The sequence below is a fragment of the Chelatococcus sp. KU-N122 genome (assembly GCF_055391085.1).
The window spans coordinates 4,650,952-4,668,240 of sequence record NZ_AP043981.1 but is presented as its reverse complement, the minus strand read 5'-3'; the positions used below and the strand labels follow the sequence as shown (position 1 = coordinate 4,668,240).

12 protein-coding genes are annotated in these 17,289 nt (G+C 68.9%); 2 read left to right on the top strand and 10 right to left on the bottom strand.

What is annotated here, in order from left to right; all coding sequences use genetic code 11:
* Positions 1-12: 12 nt before the first annotated feature.
* The 5 genes from ACZ5PO_RS21025 to ACZ5PO_RS21005 form a co-directional block, all read right to left on the bottom strand.
* Entirely contained in the window at positions 13-1,332 is a 1,320-nt protein-coding gene (locus ACZ5PO_RS21025; RefSeq protein ID WP_464183666.1) for a flavin monoamine oxidase family protein, read from the bottom strand.
* 215 nt (positions 1,333-1,547) lie between these two features.
* On the bottom strand, positions 1,548-2,777 hold the full coding sequence (locus ACZ5PO_RS21020) for an alpha/beta hydrolase family protein (RefSeq protein ID WP_464183664.1): 1,230 nt from the start codon (positions 2,775-2,777) through the stop codon (positions 1,548-1,550).
* 79 nt (positions 2,778-2,856) lie between these two features.
* Positions 2,857-3,681 (bottom strand): RNA methyltransferase, encoded by an 825-nt coding sequence (locus ACZ5PO_RS21015; protein ID WP_464183663.1) that lies wholly within the window; start codon positions 3,679-3,681, stop codon positions 2,857-2,859.
* Positions 3,682-3,705: 24 nt separating this feature from the next.
* The gene (gene glk, locus ACZ5PO_RS21010) at positions 3,706-4,722 is read right to left on the bottom strand and encodes a glucokinase (protein ID WP_464183662.1); all 1,017 of its coding nucleotides are present in this window, start codon (positions 4,720-4,722) and stop codon (positions 3,706-3,708) included.
* A gap of 90 nt (positions 4,723-4,812) precedes the next feature.
* Positions 4,813-6,309, bottom strand: coding sequence for an amidase family protein (locus ACZ5PO_RS21005; protein ID WP_464196962.1), 1,497 nt, complete (start codon positions 6,307-6,309; stop codon positions 4,813-4,815).
* Between the two features lie 131 nt (positions 6,310-6,440).
* Between ACZ5PO_RS21005 and ACZ5PO_RS21000 the strand changes: the two genes are divergently transcribed.
* Both ACZ5PO_RS21000 and ACZ5PO_RS20995 read left to right on the top strand, forming a co-directional pair.
* Positions 6,441-7,652: an NADP-dependent isocitrate dehydrogenase gene (locus ACZ5PO_RS21000; RefSeq protein ID WP_464183660.1), complete on the top strand. Its 1,212-nt coding sequence runs from the start codon at positions 6,441-6,443 to the stop codon at positions 7,650-7,652.
* Between the two features lie 389 nt (positions 7,653-8,041).
* Positions 8,042-8,431: a response regulator gene (locus tag ACZ5PO_RS20995; RefSeq protein WP_464183659.1), complete on the top strand. Its 390-nt coding sequence runs from the start codon at positions 8,042-8,044 to the stop codon at positions 8,429-8,431.
* A gap of 33 nt (positions 8,432-8,464) precedes the next feature.
* Here ACZ5PO_RS20995 and alaS read toward each other — a convergent pair whose 3' ends face one another.
* From alaS to cckA, 5 genes are all read right to left on the bottom strand, one after another.
* Entirely contained in the window at positions 8,465-11,113 is a 2,649-nt protein-coding gene (alaS, locus tag ACZ5PO_RS20990; protein WP_464183657.1) for an alanine--tRNA ligase, read from the bottom strand.
* A 252-nt stretch (positions 11,114-11,365) separates the two neighbouring features.
* Positions 11,366-12,451 carry a recombinase RecA gene (gene recA / locus ACZ5PO_RS20985; RefSeq protein ID WP_464183655.1) on the bottom strand — a complete coding sequence of 362 codons (1,086 nt, stop codon included), beginning with the start codon at positions 12,449-12,451 and terminating at the stop codon, positions 11,366-11,368.
* A gap of 110 nt (positions 12,452-12,561) precedes the next feature.
* Entirely contained in the window at positions 12,562-13,557 is a 996-nt protein-coding gene (locus ACZ5PO_RS20980) for an FUSC family protein (RefSeq protein WP_464183653.1), read from the bottom strand.
* Between the two features lie 3 nt (positions 13,558-13,560).
* Positions 13,561-14,688, bottom strand: a complete 1,128-nt coding sequence (locus ACZ5PO_RS20975) for an HlyD family secretion protein (RefSeq protein WP_464183652.1) — start codon at positions 14,686-14,688, stop codon at positions 13,561-13,563.
* 52 nt (positions 14,689-14,740) lie between these two features.
* Positions 14,741-17,248 (bottom strand): cell cycle histidine kinase CckA, encoded by a 2,508-nt coding sequence (cckA, locus tag ACZ5PO_RS20970; protein WP_464183650.1) that lies wholly within the window; start codon positions 17,246-17,248, stop codon positions 14,741-14,743.
* Positions 17,249-17,289 lie beyond the last annotated feature (41 nt).

Genomic DNA, 17,289 nt, shown 5'->3' with positions numbered 1-17,289 from the left:
ACGTCCACGCGATCAGCCCGATTTGGCCTGGGCGATGATCTGCGCGGCGCGCGTGCCGGCGAGCGTCGCGCCGCCGACGGTCATGGCGCCGGTACCGGCGGTCGCCTCACCGGCGAAGATGAGCCGGCCGGCGATCGGCCGGGCCAGCACGGCGCGCGCCGCCGCATGCCCCGGCTTGGCGACCGAATAGCTGCCGCGCGCCAGGGGATCCGTCCACCACCCGGCCAGACGGCCCTGCACGAAGGCGCGCCTGGCGTCGGCACCGACGATGGCCGCGAGCTTGTCGAGCGCAAACGTCACGGCTGCGGCTTCGCCGGCCTCGCACACGGCGCGGGCGCCATCTCCTCCCAGATGCGCGACCACGAGGTCGCGCCTGAACGACCAAAGCTCCAGGTCGACCGGGTTCTCCGCCTCGCCGATATCGAACAGGTCCATGCCGTCGGCGAAACCGAAGCGATTGCCGTCGAGACGCAGCGCGATCTTGGTCAACGCGCCCATGGCGAGGCCGTCGATGGCGGCCAGGGTGGGGGCCGGCAGATCGGGCTTGAAGGCGAGGCCACCGCCCTGGAGCACGCCGATGGGCACCGTCACCACCGCCGCATCCGCGCGGATGCCGCCGCCTGGGGTATCGACGACGACCCCGGCGCCGTCCCAGTGGACCGCGGTCGCCGGCGTGCCGAGCCGCACCGGCACATCGGCGTTGTAGCGGGCGACGAGGTGACCGTAGCCCTCCTCCACCAGATAATCCGTGCCGGACGCCAGCTGAACGTAATCGGCGACGGATACGCGCTCGGGATCCTGGCCCAGCGCCAGGCGGGTCAGGCCGCCGGCGGCGAGACGCAGCTCCGCGTCGCCGGCGGTCAGCTCGGCGAAGGAGATGTCCTTGCCTGTCGCGGCGCGATCCTCGGTCAGCCGGTTCAGCGTCCCGAACGACGACCGGCGCTTCGCCGCGCGCTCGGCCGGCACGGCGGCGCCGCGGTCGAAGACGCGCACGGCCCCCGGGGTCCAACGGTCGACCATGAGATTGGCGCCGACCTCCCGCGCGTAGCGAAGCCAGGGGTTGTCTTCGGCCCAATGGATATAGGCCGCCCCCGCATCGAACGGCGAGCCGAGACTGGTGTCGGTGTAGGCTCGACCGCCGATGCGGTCGCGGGCCTCCAGAACCGTTACCTGCCGGCCGAGGCGGAGCAGCTGGCGCGCCGCGGCAAGCCCGGCCGCTCCCGCGCCGATCACCACGACGTGGTGAGGCGGCTCGTCGGCGCGAACGACGGCCGGCCCGGCGACGGCACCGGCCGAGGCAGCGGCAACGAACGTGCGACGTGTCATGGGCATGGCAAGCTCGAGGGCGGCAGACGGCAGCCGCCCTTATGTAGGACCGGCTGGCGGCGGCACCAGAGGATGTCGCAGCAGTTCGAGTCCCCCTGCATCGCGACCGCTTCCGGTTGCTGCGCGCAGTCTGCCGCGGCCCGATCACACGATTGCGACAACGCCACTGCGGCGATGAGCCCGTCGCAGCGCAGCCCTCGTCGGCGGCCGATGCGGCCGAATCAGGTGCGATCGCGCTTGGTCTTGGCCGGAGCAGGCGGCGGCGGTGGAGGCGCCTCGCTGGTCGGCGCATCGGTCTTGAGCGCCTCCGGCTTCGGCGTTTCCGTGGTCAGCCGCTTCAGGGGCCAGCCATCGCTCCACTGGCCGAGATCGTAGAGCCGGCCATCGCGCTTGATCGCGAGAGCATCGCCGCCAGCCAGGACCGCCGCTGCCGCAATTTCGAAGGTGCGCCAGAACAGCAGATAGTCGGTCGCATCGACGCTCTGGGCGTCGTAGGACGGCAGCTCCTTGCGCTCCTCGAAGCCGACGCGCCAGAGTTCCTGCGCGTCCTTCGCCGGCTTGCGTGCAGCCTTCGGCGCAGGCTTGTCCTTCTTCGCATCGGCGGCCGCCGGTGCCGGCGGGTTGGCGCCGGGGATGGCGGCAAGGTCGTAAGCCGCGTTGGGCGATACGGGCGAGTAGTGGCCGACGAAAAGTGGCGGCTGGCCGTGGTTGTCCGAACCGGCGCGAATCAAGAGCTTCTGCTCCTGAGGGAGGTTGACCGCCGCACGCAGGATCGCGCGGGCGCCGTACTCGCCACCGACGGTGTCCCGGTCTCCGGTCATCATCACGACAACGGTCTTGGGATCCAGGGTGGCAAGATCGGCGAGCGGAACGCCCCTCACCTTTTCTCCCGCGGGTTTGGCCGGCGTCACCCCGAAGACCAGCCTGACCGGCGGCAGGTCATTCCGCGCCGCTTGGCTGGCCATGTCGGCGGCGATGATGGCCCCGCCGGAGTGGCCGATCGCCAGCACCTTGTCGAGATCGGGGTTGGCGTCGGGATCGGCCTTGAGGCCGACGAGCGCGGACTGGACGCCCTTGGCCGCTTCCTCGGCCATCTTCTCGAACGGCGTCTTCCCGATATCTTCCTGATATCGCGGATAGATTACGATAAAGCCCTTGCGCGCCAGATGCTCGATCCAGGCGCCGTAGTACTTGGGCGAGAAGGCGCCCGGCGCATGCACGAAGATCACCACCGGGCGCGGCTCATTGGCGCGGCCCGCCGGACGGAAGACCAGCCCCTGGCTGCTGCCGGCGCCGAAGGCCTGCTTGAGCACGTCAGCGGTGACGTAGTCGGTACCGCCCGGGCCTTTGGCCGCTTGCGGCGGCGGCGCTGCGGCTTCGGCGCGCAGGCCCATCGCCGACACGGCGAAGGCCACGACGACGGTCAGGAACGCGCGACGAAAAACCAACATGGAACGCTCTCCGGTGGATCAGACGCTCGCAGAGCGGCCGGAACGGTACAAGGGCCCCGAGGCCACAGCAACGCTCAAATCAGGGGTTGTCCAAGGGTCCCGCCGTTCCGGGCCCCTCATCGGAGGGATCGGACGTCATCGACCGCTTCCCCCGGCGCCCCTGGACCAACGCCACGACCGCTCCGCGCAGCGTGCGAACGTCCTGGTCGGTCATCGAGATACGGTGGAAGATGTTGAGAAGGTTGCGCGTCATGATCGGCCGTTTTTCGGGCGGCACGAAGAAGCCGGCGTTGTCGAGCTCCCGCTTCAGGAAATCGAAGAACGAGAACAGAGCTTCGCGCGTCGCCGGCGGCGACCGGATGACGAAGGGGGCAGGCTCGGCGATACGGGCGGCCTTGAACCACTCGTAGCCGACCAGCAGGACGGCTTGCGCCAGATTGAGCGAGGCGAAGGCGGGATTGACGGGAAAGCTGATCACCCGATCGGCCAGGCCCACCTCGTCGTTGTCGAGACCGCTGCGCTCCGGCCCGAAGACGATCGCGACCCGCTCGCCGGCGGCGAAGTGCGCCGCCATCTCGGCGGCTGCCTTGTCCGCCCCGATGACCGGCTTGGCCTGGCCTCGCTCGCGGGCCGTGGCGGCCAACACCAGGTGACAGTCGCCGATGGCCGAGCGCAGGTCATCGTAGAGCGCAACGCCGTCGAGAATATGAACGGCCCCGGAGGACGCCTCGCGGACGCCCTTCTTGGGCCAGCCGCCGCGGGGCGCGACGAGCCGCATCTGATCGAGCCCGAAGTTGGCCATGGCGCGGGCCGCCATGCCGATGTTCTCGGCGAGCTGCGGGCGCACCAGGATAACGATCGGTCCGCCCGCGATCGGCTGTTTGGTGTGGTCGGTTCCTGCCATCGGTCTACCGGCGTCCGCCCTCGTTCAAGACGCCGCGCCGCCGGCGAGGACAGCCGACGAGGCCGCCGCCGGGTGCAGATCCACGATCGCCTTGAGCCCCAGGAACGTGGCGTCGGCGTGGGTGATGAGAAAGGTCGGTATCGCTTCCAGATACGTTTCGAACCGGCCTTTGGCGACGAAGCGGGCGTGAAACGCGGAGGCCTTCAGCTGCGGCACGATCCGCGGGCCAATGCCGCCGGCAATATAGACGCCGCCCTTGGCGCCGTAGGACAGGGCAAAATTGCCGGCGACTTCGCCGAGCATGGCGCAGAACAGCTCCACTACCTCGACGCTGGTGGGGCAGGTGCCGGCCACCGCGCTTTTGGTGATGTCGACGGCGCTCTTCAACGGCTCATCGCGACGATCAACCGCCACGATCGCGCGAAACAGGTTCTCGAGCCCTTGGCCCGAGACCAGCCTTTCGGCCGAGACATGGCCGTGGATGCCGCGCAGATAGCCGATGAGGGCATCGGTGCGCGCCGACCAGCTGGGCGCGGTGACGTGCCCCCCCTCCGAATCGAGCACGGCGAAGCCCGCGCCGGTCGGCACCAGGCAGGCGACGCCCAGGCCCGTTCCCGGCCCGACGATGGCGACCGGCTCGTCGAGGCGGCCGACCGTGGCGCCGCCGCCACCGCCGAGGGGCTCGAGATCCGCCGCCACCATCGCCGGAACGGCGCGGGCCAGGGCCTCGAAGTCGTTGACGACACTGATCGCCGGTATGCCGAAGCGCGTCTCGAGCTCACGCCGGTCGACGACCCAGGCGCTGTTGGTGAGCTCCACGCGGCCGTCGCGGACCGGCCCCGCCACCGCAATGGCCGCCCGGTCCACCTTGCGACCGTCGAGGAAGGCGGCCATGGCCTCGTCGAAACGGGAGAAATCGGCCACGGCGAAATGGGCGACCGGGCCCTGGGTGCCGCCCGCGAGCAACGCGAAACGGGCGTTGGTCCCTCCGATATCGGCGAGAAGGGCAGCTCCGGCGCCGTGGCCGGCAGTCGTCGTCATGGCTGGTCATCCACCTTCAAGGTCCGCGGCCGGCCTGCTTGGGGCCCGCGAATGCGCATTCGTATAGGTCGGCCCGGGCGGCGCTACCGGCTATGCCGCCGCAGCCCGCTTCCAGAGCTTCTGCACGACGGTGCCCGCCTTGCTCTCGATGGCGGCGGCCGCGGCCAGGCAGATATCCTCGCGGTAGCGCGAGGCGATGAGCTGGACGCCAATGGGCTTGCCCTCGAGCAGCCCCACCGGCACCACCGCCGCCGGCAGCCCGAGCACGTTGATCGCCGACATGAAACGAACGTCGTTCCAGAACAGATCCTTCACGCTCTGCGCTCCGCCGAGATCAGCGTTGACCTGCGGCGTCGGCTTGACGGAGAGCGGCGTCAGGACCACCGGATAGGTCTCCAGGAACTGAAGCCAGTTGCGCAGCACCCGTGAGCGCTGGGCGACGGCCTTCATGTAGCCCTCGCCATCGAGCAGGTTGGCGACGCCGAGGAAGGCGTCGAGGGTCTGCTGGAAGTCGGCGCTGGCGACCTCGCGCATCTGCTTTTCCTGCAGCACGTGCAGCTCGGTCATGATCAGGTCGGCCCAGAGCTGCCAGGTGCCGGTGAGATCGGGCACCTCCACCTCGGTGACGTCGTAGCCCGCTTCGGCGAGGTGGTCGGCCGCCGTCCGCACCAGGCTGATCACGTCGCGATCGACGTCCATGTCGGACGGCGTCTTCGCCACCGCGACGCGAATCGGGCCGGGGAGCTTCGGGCCGTCGAGCGGTGCCGGCACCCACCAGGGATCGCGCGGATCGCGGGCGGCCATGACCTCGAGCCCCAGGGCGACATCGGCGACCGAGCGTGCCAGCGGTCCTTGGCACGACATGAGCTGCGCGATCAGGGGCCGCTCGGCTGCGGCGCTGGGGTTGAAGGCCGGGATGCGCCCCTGGGTCGGCTTGATGGTGGCGATGCCGTTGCAGAAGGCGGGCCAGCGTAGCGAGCCGCCGATGTCGTTGCCGTGGGCGATGCAGCCGATGCCGGCCGCAATCGACGCGCCGGCACCGCCCGAGGAGCCACCGCAGGTGATGGCCGGGTCCCAGGGATTGCGCGTCAGGCCGTGCAGCGGATTGTCGGTGAAGGCCCGCATGGAGAACTCGGGCGTGTTGGTCATGCCGACGATGATTGCGCCGGCCTTCTTCAGGTTGGCGACGACGGGCGAATCGGCGGGAGCGATCGTCTGCTTGAAGGCCGCGACGCCGTTCGAATTGGCCTGGCCCTCCACGTCGACGTTGATCTTGACGGTGACCGGCACGCCGTGCAGCGGCCCGATGGGCTTGCGCTTGGCCAACGCCTTGTCGGCGGCCCTGGCCGCCTTTGCCGCCGGCTCGGACAGATCGACGACCACGGCGTTGATGGCGGGGTTGGCTTTCTGCATGCGGCGGATGTGCGCATCGACGACCTCTTCGGCGCTCGTCTTGCCGGTCCTGATCGCCTTGGCCGTATCGACCGCGGACCACTGCCAGATCGGTTTCTTCGCCACCCGTTCACCTCCGTTCGCACCCGTCCTTGAGCGCGTCGCAGTCAATACGAAAAGCGCCCTCCCGACCAGAGCGGCGGACGCTTGTCCCCTCCCTGCTTTCGCAAGTGCGATCGGCGCGCTAGAAGCAGGCCAGAGGCGCGCTGCCGCTCAGTCCGCGCCGAAACCAAGCCGTGCAGGCGCTCCCGCGAGGATTGTTGACGATGGCGAAGATCAAGGTGGCGAACCCGGTCGTCGAGCTCGATGGCGACGAGATGACCCGGATCATCTGGCAGTACATCAAGGACAAGCTGATCCACCCCTACCTCGAGGTCGACCTGCTGTACTACGACCTCGGCGTCGAGCATCGCGACGCGACCAACGACAAGGTCACCGTCGAGGCCGCCGAGGCGATCAAGAAGCACGGCGTCGGCGTCAAGTGCGCGACCATCACGCCGGACGAGGCGCGGGTGAAGGAGTTCAACCTCAAGGAGATGTGGAAGTCGCCCAACGGCACCATCCGCAACATCCTGGGCGGCGTCATCTTCCGCGAGCCGATCATCTGCAAGAACGTGCCGCGCCTGGTCCCCGGCTGGACGCAGCCGATCGTCGTCGGCCGTCACGCCTTCGGCGACCAGTACCGCGCGACCGACTTCCGCTTCCCGGGCAAGGGCACGCTCACCATCAAGTTCGTCGGCGAGGACGGCCAGGTGATCGAGAAGGAGGTGTACAAGGCGCCGGGCTCCGGCGTCGCGCTGGCCATGTACAACCTGGACGACTCGATCCGCGACTTCGCCCGGGCCTCGCTGAACTACGGGCTCAATCGCAAGTACCCGGTGTACCTGTCCACCAAGAACACCATCCTCAAGGCCTACGACGGCCGCTTCAAGGACATCTTCCAGGAGGTCTACGACACCGAGTTCAAGGCCAAGTTCGAGCCGCTCGGCCTGCACTACGAGCATCGACTGATCGACGACATGGTGGCTTCGGCGCTCAAGTGGTCCGGCGGCTATGTGTGGGCCTGCAAGAACTACGACGGCGACGTGCAGTCGGACATCGTCGCCCAGGGCTTCGGCTCGCTCGGGCTGATGACCTCGGTCCTGATGACGCCCGACGGCAAGATCGTCGAATCGGAGGCGGCCCACGGCACGGTGACGCGCCACTACCGCGAGCACCAGAAGGGCAAGGAGACGTCGACCAATTCGATCGCGTCCATCTTCGCCTGGACCCGGGGTCTCGCCCACCGCGCCAAGCTCGACGACAACGCCGAGCTCGCCCGCTTCGCCCAGACGCTGGAGACGGTCTGCGTCGACACCGTCGAGGCCGGGTTCATGACCAAGGACCTGGCCCTGCTCGTGGGCGCCGACCAGAAGTGGCTGTCGACCACCGGCTTCCTCGACAAGATCGACGAGAACCTGAAGCGGGCGATGGCCTGATCGCCGCAGCCCCTCCCGCGCGGAGGGGCTCGCGCGACCGCGGAGCGGCCGCGCCGGCTCCGAGGAGCCGAAGCATCGATCCGGTCTGAAGATCGGGGCGTGTCAGTCCCCGCCACGAGCGGCGGGGGCTGAGGCGGCATCAAAGCGATAGCCAGGGGTGGGCGAGCTGCACTAAAATCACGGCCTAGCCGGAGCCGGGGCTGGCTTCGCTAGACCATGGACGCTTCCTGATCGCGGAACCACCCGATCGGAGAGAAACGCTCCAGATTCAATGGCTTGGAGCATGTCTACCCGATCGGATGAGTCCGTCTGATCGGGACATGATTTACCGGTCCACGCCGAGCCGCGCTCCGCTCTACGACAGCGTGGCCACGATCGCGAGGTGAGCATTGACCGAGGGGGCGACACCGCTCTGCGTGCTCGTGGTCGAGGACGAAATGTTCGTCCGCATGACGACCGTCGACATGCTCGAGGACCTCGGCCACACCGTCGTGGAGGCCGACTGCGCCCGGGTGGCGCTCGATCTCCTGAAGCAGAATGCCGGCATCAACCTGCTGCTCACGGATGTGGGCCTGCCGGACATGCGCGGTCCGGCGCTGGCCAAGGCCTGCCTGGAGCTGAGGCCCGGCCTGCCGGTCATCTTCGCGACGGGTTACGACTCGCGCAGCGTCGTCGACGAGTTCGAGGCCCCTGGCCTCGTCGGCGTGCTCAACAAGCCCTTTCAGCTGCGCGACCTGGAGACGGTCCTGCGGACGACGCTGGAACAGCAGTCGATGTAGCGAGGCGGCCCTGCCTGGCTGCCCGGCGCGGCGTCAGGCCGCGAGGGCCCGCTCGATGACCTCGAGCGCGCTGTCCGCTCTGCTGCCGTCCGGGCCGCCGGCCTGCGCCAGGTCGCGGCGGCCGCCGCCGCCCTTGCCACCAAGCTCGGCGGCGCCCAGCTTGACCAGGTGAACGGCGTCGAAGGTCTCGGTGAGATCCCCGGTGACGCCGACGACGATCGCCGCCTTGCCGTCGTCAGCAACGCTGACGATGGCCACCACGCCCGAGCCGATGCGCTTCTTGGCGTCGTCGGCAAGGCTCTTCAAGTCCTTCATCTCGACCCCGGCGACCGCGCGCGCGAACAGCTTGACGCCGCCGACATCACGGATCCCCGTCTCGCCGTCGCCGCCGCCCATGGCGAGCTTCTTGCGGGCCTCGGCGAGCTCCCGCTCCAGCTTGCGGCGCTCCTCGAGCACCGCCTCCAGGCGCGCCGACGCCTCGTCGACGGTGGTGCGCAGCTGGCCCGCCAGCCCCTGCAGGCGGTGACTGTCGTCCTTGAGCTGCCGGCGTGCATGGCGGCCGGTGAGCGCCTCGATGCGCCGCACGCCGGCGGCCACGGCGCCCTCGGACACGATGGTGACGAGGCCGATATCGCCGGTGCGCGCCACATGGGTGCCGCCGCAGAGCTCGATCGAGAAGGCCCGGTTCGACGGCTCGTTCGTCCGGCCCATGCTGACGACGCGGACTTCGTCGCCGTATTTCTCGCCGAACAGCGCCCGGGCGCCCGATTCGACCGCTTCGTCGACGGCCATGAGCCGCGTCACCACGGCATCGTTCTGCAGCACCACCTCGTTGGCGATGTCCTCGATGCGGGTCAGTTCGTCATCGTCGATCGGCTTGGGATGGCTGAAATCGAACCGCAGCCGGTCGGGCGCCACGAGCGAGCCCTTCTGAGCGATGTGGTCGCCCAGGACGAGGCGCAGCGCCTCGTGCAGCAGATGGGTCGCCGAGTGATTGGCGCGGATGGAACGGCGCCGGTCATGGTCGACGGCGAGCTCCACCGCCTGTCCGACCGCGAGCTCGCCCGCGTCGACCACCACGTCGTGCACGAAGACGTCGCCCAGCCGCTTGGCCGTCGCCGTGATGCGAGCCTTGATGCCCGGCGCCGAAATGGTGCCCTCATCGCCCACCTGTCCACCGGACTCGCCGTAGAACGGCGTCTGGTTGAAGAGCACCTGCGCCCGCTCGCCGGCGCCGAGTGACGTCAGCTCCAGCCCGTCGCGGACGATCGCCGTCACCACCGCTTCCGATTGCTCGGTGTCATAGCCCAGGAACTCGGTGGCGCCGACGCGATCCTTCAGCTTGAACCAGACCGTTTCGGTGGCCGCCTCCCCGGAGCCGGCCCAAGCGGCACGCGCCATCTCGCGCTGGCGCGCCATGGCCCGCTCGAACGCCTCCGTGTCGACGCCGATGCCGCGCGCCCTGAGCGCATCCTGCGTGAGGTCGAGCGGAAAGCCGTAAGTATCGTAGAGCGTGAAGGCCGTGTCTCCGGAGAGGTGATCGCCGTTGACCAGCCCGCGGCTCTCGTCCTCGAGGATGGCCAGCCCGCGCTCCAGCGTACGGCGGAACCTGATCTCCTCGAGCCGCAACGTCTCGGTGATCAGCGCGTCGGCGCGCGTCAGCTCGGGGTAGGCGTGGCCCATTTCCCGCTCCAGCGCGGGCACCAGCCGGTACATCAGCGGCTCCTTGGCGCCGAGCAGCTGGGCGTGGCGCATGGCGCGCCGCATGATGCGCCGGAGCACGTAGCCGCGCCCCTCGTTCGAGGGCAGCACGCCGTCGGCAATCAGGAAGGCCGAGGCGCGCAGATGGTCGGCGATGACCCGGTGGCTGACCCGTTGCGGCCCGTCGGCGTCGACGCCGGTGAGGTTGGCCACCGTCATGATCAGCGAGCGCATCAGATCGGTGGCGTAATTGTCGTGCGTGCCCTGCAGCAGGGCCGAGATGCGCTCCAGCCCCATGCCGGTATCGATCGACGGGTGCGGCAGCGCCAGCCGCTCCCGCGGGCTGAGCTGCTCGTATTGCATGAACACGAGGTTCCAGATCTCGATGAACCGGTCGCCATCCTCGTCGGGGCTGCCCGGCGGGCCGCCCGGGATGTGGTCACCGTGATCGTAGAAGATCTCCGAGCAGGGCCCGCACGGCCCGGTGTCGCCCATCATCCAGAAATTATCGGACGTCGGGATGCGGATGATCTTGCTTTCGGGCAGGCCGGCGATCTTGCGCCACAGATCATAGGCTTCGTCGTCTTCGGAAAAGACGGTGACGAGCAATCTGTCCTTCGGCAGCCCGAACTCGCCCGTCACCAGCTGCCAGGCCAGCTCGATGGCGCGGTCCTTGAAATAGTCGCCGAACGAAAAATTCCCCAGCATCTCGAAGAAGGTGTGATGCCGGGCGGTATAGCCCACGTTGTCGAGGTCGTTGTGCTTGCCACCGGCGCGCACGCACTTCTGGGACGAGGTGGCGCGCACGTAGGGACGCTTCTCCGCCCCCGTGAACACGTTCTTGAACTGGACCATGCCCGCGTTGGTGAACATCAGCGTCGGGTCGTTGCGCGGCACCAACGAGCTCGACGGCACGACCTCGTGGCCGTGCTTCCGGAAGTAGTCGAGAAAAGTCGATCGGATCTCGTTGACGCCGCTCATCGGGGACACGCACTCGCAACATCAGGGACGGCCCGCGGCCGTCCCACATCGAAGCGCGTTTCTAGAGATCCCATCGACACTTGTCGAGGATACTCGGATCGAGCCACATCAAGTCCCGGCCGCGCCTGCCTCCAGGCAGCGCAGAAGATCGACGCGTCCCGCGCCGTCTGCCGCAATCGTCGACCTGGAGCGGCATCGGATCGTCCCCAAACCGGCGTCCGCTTTCGGATCCGATGCTCCAGTGCCCAAAATTCAGGCCGATCCTTCGTCCAGGTCGTCCGCCGACGGCTCGACGTTGTCGAGGATCCGTTCGGCCAGAAGGCCGGCATTCTGGCGGATCGACGCCTCGATCCGGTTCGCCACGTCGGGATTCTCGCGCAGGAAGGTTTTGGCGTTCTCGCGGCCCTGCCCCAGCCTCTGGCTGTCGAACGAGAACCAGGCGCCCGACTTCTCGACGATGCCGCCTTTGACGCCGAGATCGATGAGCTCGCCCACCTTGGACACGCCCTCACCGTACATGATGTCGAACTCGACCTGCTTGAACGGCGGCGCAACCTTGTTCTTCACCACCTTGACCCGCGTCGTGTTGCCGGTGACCTCGTCCCGATCCTTGATCGAGCCGACACGGCGGATGTCGAGGCGCACCGAGGCGTAGAACTTCAGCGCGTTGCCGCCCGTGGTCGTCTCCGGCGAGCCGTACATGACGCCGATCTTCATCCGGATCTGGTTGATGAAGATGACCATCGTGTTGGAGCGCGAGATGGAGGCCGTCAGCTTGCGCAGCGCCTGGCTCATCAGCCGCGCCTGCAGGCCCGGCTGCACGTCGCCCATCTCGCCCTCGATCTCCGCCCGCGGCGTGAGCGCGGCCACGGAGTCGACGACGAGCACGTCGATCGCGCCCGAGCGGACCAGCGTGTCGGTGATCTCCAACGCCTGCTCGCCGGTGTCGGGCTGGGAGATCAGGAGATCGTCGAGCTTGACGCCGAGCTTGCGGGCGTAGACCGGATCGAGCGCGTGCTCGGCGTCGATGAAGCCGCAGACGCCACCCTTCTTCTGCGCCTCGGCGATCGTGTGCAGCGCGAGCGTGGTCTTGCCGGACGATTCGGGCCCGAAGATCTCGACGACGCGGCCCCTCGGCAAGCCGCCGACGCCCAAGGCGATGTCGAGCCCGATCGAGCCGGTGGAGATGGTTTCGATCTCGATCGCCTTCTCGCTCTTGCCGAGACGCATGATCGAGCCCTTGCCGAAGGCGCGCTCGATCTGGGAGAGCGCAGCGTCGAGCGCCTTGGTCTTGTCCATGGAGGAACCTTCAACGAGCCGCAGAGTCGATTGGGACATGTTTGGGTCCTTATGGCACGGGGCGCGGACGAGTCTCAACGCTCTGGTTGTACCCTTTTTGTTCTAGCCCGCAAGTTCTTTTTTTGTTCGCCTCGGTGGCAGGCGCACGCTCACCCGCGCCCGGCCTGCCGGCGCCCTTTCGGCGCCAACGCGTAGGCCAGCGCGATAGCCAGGGAGACCCCGATGAGGATGCCGGCGAGCCGCTCCACGACGGCGATGATGTCGGTCGGATAGCCGGCGCCGGTGACGAGCGCGATGATGTAGGCGATGCCGGCCTGGGTGCCGACGTAAGCGTGCGCGCCGCCGCCGAGATGGAGGCTCGAGAAGAAGAAGATGCCGGCGCCCAGCGCCCAGGCCCAGAACAGCAACGAAGCGGGGCCGAAGCCGACCACCACGAGGCCGCTCGCGGCGCCGAGCAGGCAGCCGCCGATGCGCTGCTGCGCCCGCACGCGGCTGGTGCCCAGGTCGCGATCGATGATGATGTAGCTGGTGATGGCGATCTGGGTGGCGGATTGCATGGCCAGGGCTTCCCAGACGACGGCGATGACCACGCCGATGAGGCCACCGATGGCCGCCACGCGATCGAGGTTGAAGTCGTAGTCACCGCCGCTCGCCGGCGGCGCGGCCGCGGGCGCCGGCCCTTCGCCGCTCACGCCCAGCACCAGCCCGGCGACCAGCGCGGCGATGACGCCGCAGACGATCTCCAGGGCGCGTGCCACGGCAAACTCGAAGAGGCCGTCGCGCTGATTGAGGCCCACCAGCAGCAGCATCATGGAGGTGATGGCGAACAGCACCCAGGCATAGGCGTAGGCGCTGGTGAAGCGGCCCCGCATGCCGAGAGAGCCGCAGACGAAGATCGCCGCCAGGATGAGGAGGGGCTGCCCGCCCAGCAGCATGCTCAGGCCGTAGCCGAAGGCGCAGCCGGCCAGGGTGCCGATGATTCGCAGGATGCTCTTGGGCAGGATGGCGCGCCGATCCGGGTTGGCGACCATCCAGGCGGTGATGGCCGCCCACCACGGATCCGGCAGTTCCGCGGCCAGCGCCATCAGCACCGCCAGAACCACGCCCGCAGCCGTCGTCAGGCCGTGGCGCGGCGCCCAGCCCATGGCTCAGAACCACACCAGGACGCGCGCGTCGGATCCCTGAAACAGCGGCTGTTGCCGCGGCAGCTCGCCCAGATCGATCTCGACGGGAAAACGGCGCGGCAGCCGGATCCAGTCCGTGGTGGTCTCCACGTAGGGAAGCACCTTGATCGCGCCCGGCGTGCGAGACACGCCATTGGCGACCGACCGGACCCGACCGGTATAGACCTGCCACGGCCGCGAGCCGATCGTCAGCCAAACAGCCTGTCCAGGGGCGAGGCGGCGCAAGTGCCGTTCGGTCAGGTTGGCGACGACGCGCCAATTGTTGTCCGTCACGATCGCCAGCACCGGCTCGGATACGGTGCGGTAGTCGCCGACGCGGGCGAGGAAGGGTGCCACACGCCCCGCCGCCGGCGCCGAGACTGTCGTCTGCCCGAGCTCGTAGCGGGCCCGGTCGAGTGCGCGCACCGCCACGGCCCGCTCCGCCCCGCGGATCACCACGCCCTGCCGCGCGGCCGTCAGGCGCGCCTTGGCCGCCAGGAACAGGGCGTTGGCGATGCGCGCATCGCGGGTCGCGTCATCGAGCTGCTGCTGCGACACCACGTCGTTGCCGCGCAGCGCCCGGTAGCGGCTCTCGGTGACCTGCGCGTCGGCCAGGGTGGCTTGACGCTGACTGACCTCGTCGGCGGCGGCGCTGACCTCGTCGTTGGCCTGGACCAGATTGGCGTCGGCCAGCTTGAGCTTGGCCTCATCCTCCGCAACGGTCAGCTCGTAGGGCCGGGAATCGATGCGGAACAGGACATCGCCGGCCTTCACCACGTCGTTGTCCTTGACCGCCAGCATGCTGATCGGCCCGGCGACCGTCGGTGCGACGGCGACGCTGTCGCCGGCGACGTAAGCATCGCCGGTGTAGGCGAAGAACACGGCGCTGAGCTCGTAGGCGGCATAGGCGAGCACGCCGAAGGCGAGGACGGCGGCGGCGGCGTGCCGCACCAGCCACGGCCCGATCTCCGCGACGAAGCGGCGTCGCGACGGCGCAGCCGGCTCGAGCTCGGCTTCATCGTTGCGCTCGGTCACGTCCGACAGCGGAGCCTCCCCAAATGCCGACACACCACGACGCCGCCGCCGGTTACGCCGCGGCATGGCGAAGCTCATGGCAAAGCTCCCCACGCGGCTGGCGTGGGCTGTCCGCCGCCGCCCCGAGGCCTCAGCCCATCTGCGATTTCACCGCCTCGATCAGCTGCTTGAGGCTGAACGGCTTGGGCAGGAAGACGAAGCTCTCGCCGTCGGGCAGGTTCTTCTTGAAGGCGTCCTCGGCATAGCCGGAGACGAAGACCACCTTGGCGTTGACGTTGCGCGCCCGCAGCTCCCGCAGCAGCGAGGGACCGTCCATCTCCGGCATGACCACGTCCGAGACGATCAGATCGACCGGCTCGCCGCGCTGCTCCAGCAGGGTCACCGCCTCGCGGCCGGAGGTCGCCTCCAGGACGGTGTAGCCGCGCGTGGCGAGCGCGCGGGCGGCGAAGGCGCGCACCGCCTCCTCGTCCTCGACCAGCAGGATCGTGCCGTGGCCGGTCAGGTCCATGGCCGGCTTCTTGGCCTTGGCCACGTCTTCCACCGCCGGCTCCTCGGGCTCGGCCTGGTGGCGCGGCAGGAAGATGCGGAAGGCCGTGCCGCGCCCCACCTCGCTCTCGCAGAGGATGAAGCCGCCGGTCTGCTTGACGATGCCGTAGACGGTGGAGAGGCCGAGCCCGGTGCCCTTGCCCACCTCCTTGGTGGTGAAGAACGGCTCGAAGATCTGGGCCAGCACCTCGGGCGGCATGCCAGTGCCGGTGTCCTGGGCCTCGATCATCACATAATCGGCCGCCGGCATCGCCTCGTCGTAGCGTTGCGCCTGACTTGCCGGCACGTTCTGGGTGCGGATGGACAGCCGGCCGCCGCCGGGCATGGCGTCGCGCGCGTTGACGGCCAGATTGACGATGACCTGCTCGAACTGGTTGATGTCCGCCTTCACCGGCCACAGGTCGCGGCCGTGGTGCACGTCGAGCTCCACCCGCTCGCCGAGCAGCCGCTTCAGCAGCAGCGACAGGTCGGACAGGATGTCGCCGATCTGCACGACCTGCGGGCGCAGGGTCTGCCGGCGCGAGAAGGCGAGCAGTTGCCGCACCAGGCTCGCGGCCCGGTTGGCATTCTGCTTGATCTGCATGATGTCCTGGAACGACGGATCGGTCGGCCGGTGCTTGCCGAGCAGCAGATCGCTGTAGCCGATGATCGCCTGCAGCACGTTGTTGAAATCGTGGGCGACGCCGCCCGCCAACTGGCCGACGGCGTTCATCTTCTGCGCCTGGGCGAATTGCGCCTCCAGCGTCCGCTGCTCGGTGGTGTCGAGCGCGTAGATGATGGCGGCCTCGCCGTCGCTGTCGACGTCGTCGACGCCGCTGACGTAGAAGCGCGCCGAGCGCCCGCCGTCGCCGGCGATCAGGGCATCGAAGGGCACGACGTCCTCGCCTGCCGCGGCCGCCTTGACTGCCGCGGTCAGTTGCTCGCTGTCGCGTTCGGCGATGATCGAGCCCACCCAGGGCGCCTCCCCGTCGCGGCGGGCGGGCGTGCCGAACAGGCGCGAGAAGGAGGCGTTCGAGCGCGCGATGGCGCCGTCGCGCGTCACCGTCGCGATGGCGACGGGCGTGTTGTTGAAGAACCGGGCAAAACGGACCTCTGCCTGGCGGAGCCCTTCAGCAACGTCCTCACCGGGAGACCGGTTGAGCACCAGCGTCCGCGACGGGCCGCGGCGGCCTTCCGCGTCGAAGCCGATCCGGTGGAACAGGCGCACCGGCAGCATCTGGCCGCCGCGCCGGCGAAAATCGAGATCCAGGATATCCGTCCTGATCTCGCCCGGCGCGCCGGATACGCCGTTCAGCAGGGCCGCGGCGTTCGTCGAGACGACATCGGTCAACGTCAGGCCGCCGGTGCCGACGCTGGCAAGATCGTGATCGAGCCAGCTCGCGAGGGTCGCGTTCATGTAGACGATGCTGCCGTCGCGCTCGAGCGACAAGAATCCCGCCGGCGCCTGGTCGAGGTAATCGATGGCGTGCTGAAGCTCCTGGAAGACGTTCTCCTGCCGGTCGCGATCGGCCGTGATGTCGGCGATGCTCCACAGCACCGGATCGGCATCGGCGCGGCCCAGCGGGCGCACCGCCACGCGGTACCAGCCGGCGTGCCCGCTGCCGGCCAACGGCGGGGACAGCCGCAATTCCTCCCCCCGCGCCAGCCCGGCCCGAGCCGACTGGACCAGACGGTACAGGGCCTCCGACACGGCCGGCGCGCCCTTGAGGAGCAGCTCCGGCGGCACCAGGTCGGCGCTCGCCGCCGCACCGGTCAGCTGCCGATAGGCCGCGTTGGCATAGACGACGGCGCCGTCGGCCGCGACGGCGATCAAGCCCTCGGCGGCGGTATCGGCGATGGATCGGGTCAGGTCGTCGCCCGCGGCGCGCGTGCCGAGGCGGACGAGGCCGAAGGCGAGCGCAAACAGCGCAAAGACGCCGGCGATGGCCAGAACGGCGAGGAGCGCAAGCACCAGCGGCCGGTCGCCTTCGCTCGCCTGCAGCGAGAAAACGACGGCGGCGCCGACGACGGCGAGAGCGAAGACGGCGAGCCACCCCGCCCGGGCGGGACGATCGGTCCGGTTGAGCGCAGTGTTGGCGGTCGTCTCGCTCATGAATGCTCTGGGAGCCCGTTCAAGTTGCTCAAGGCCCTCGT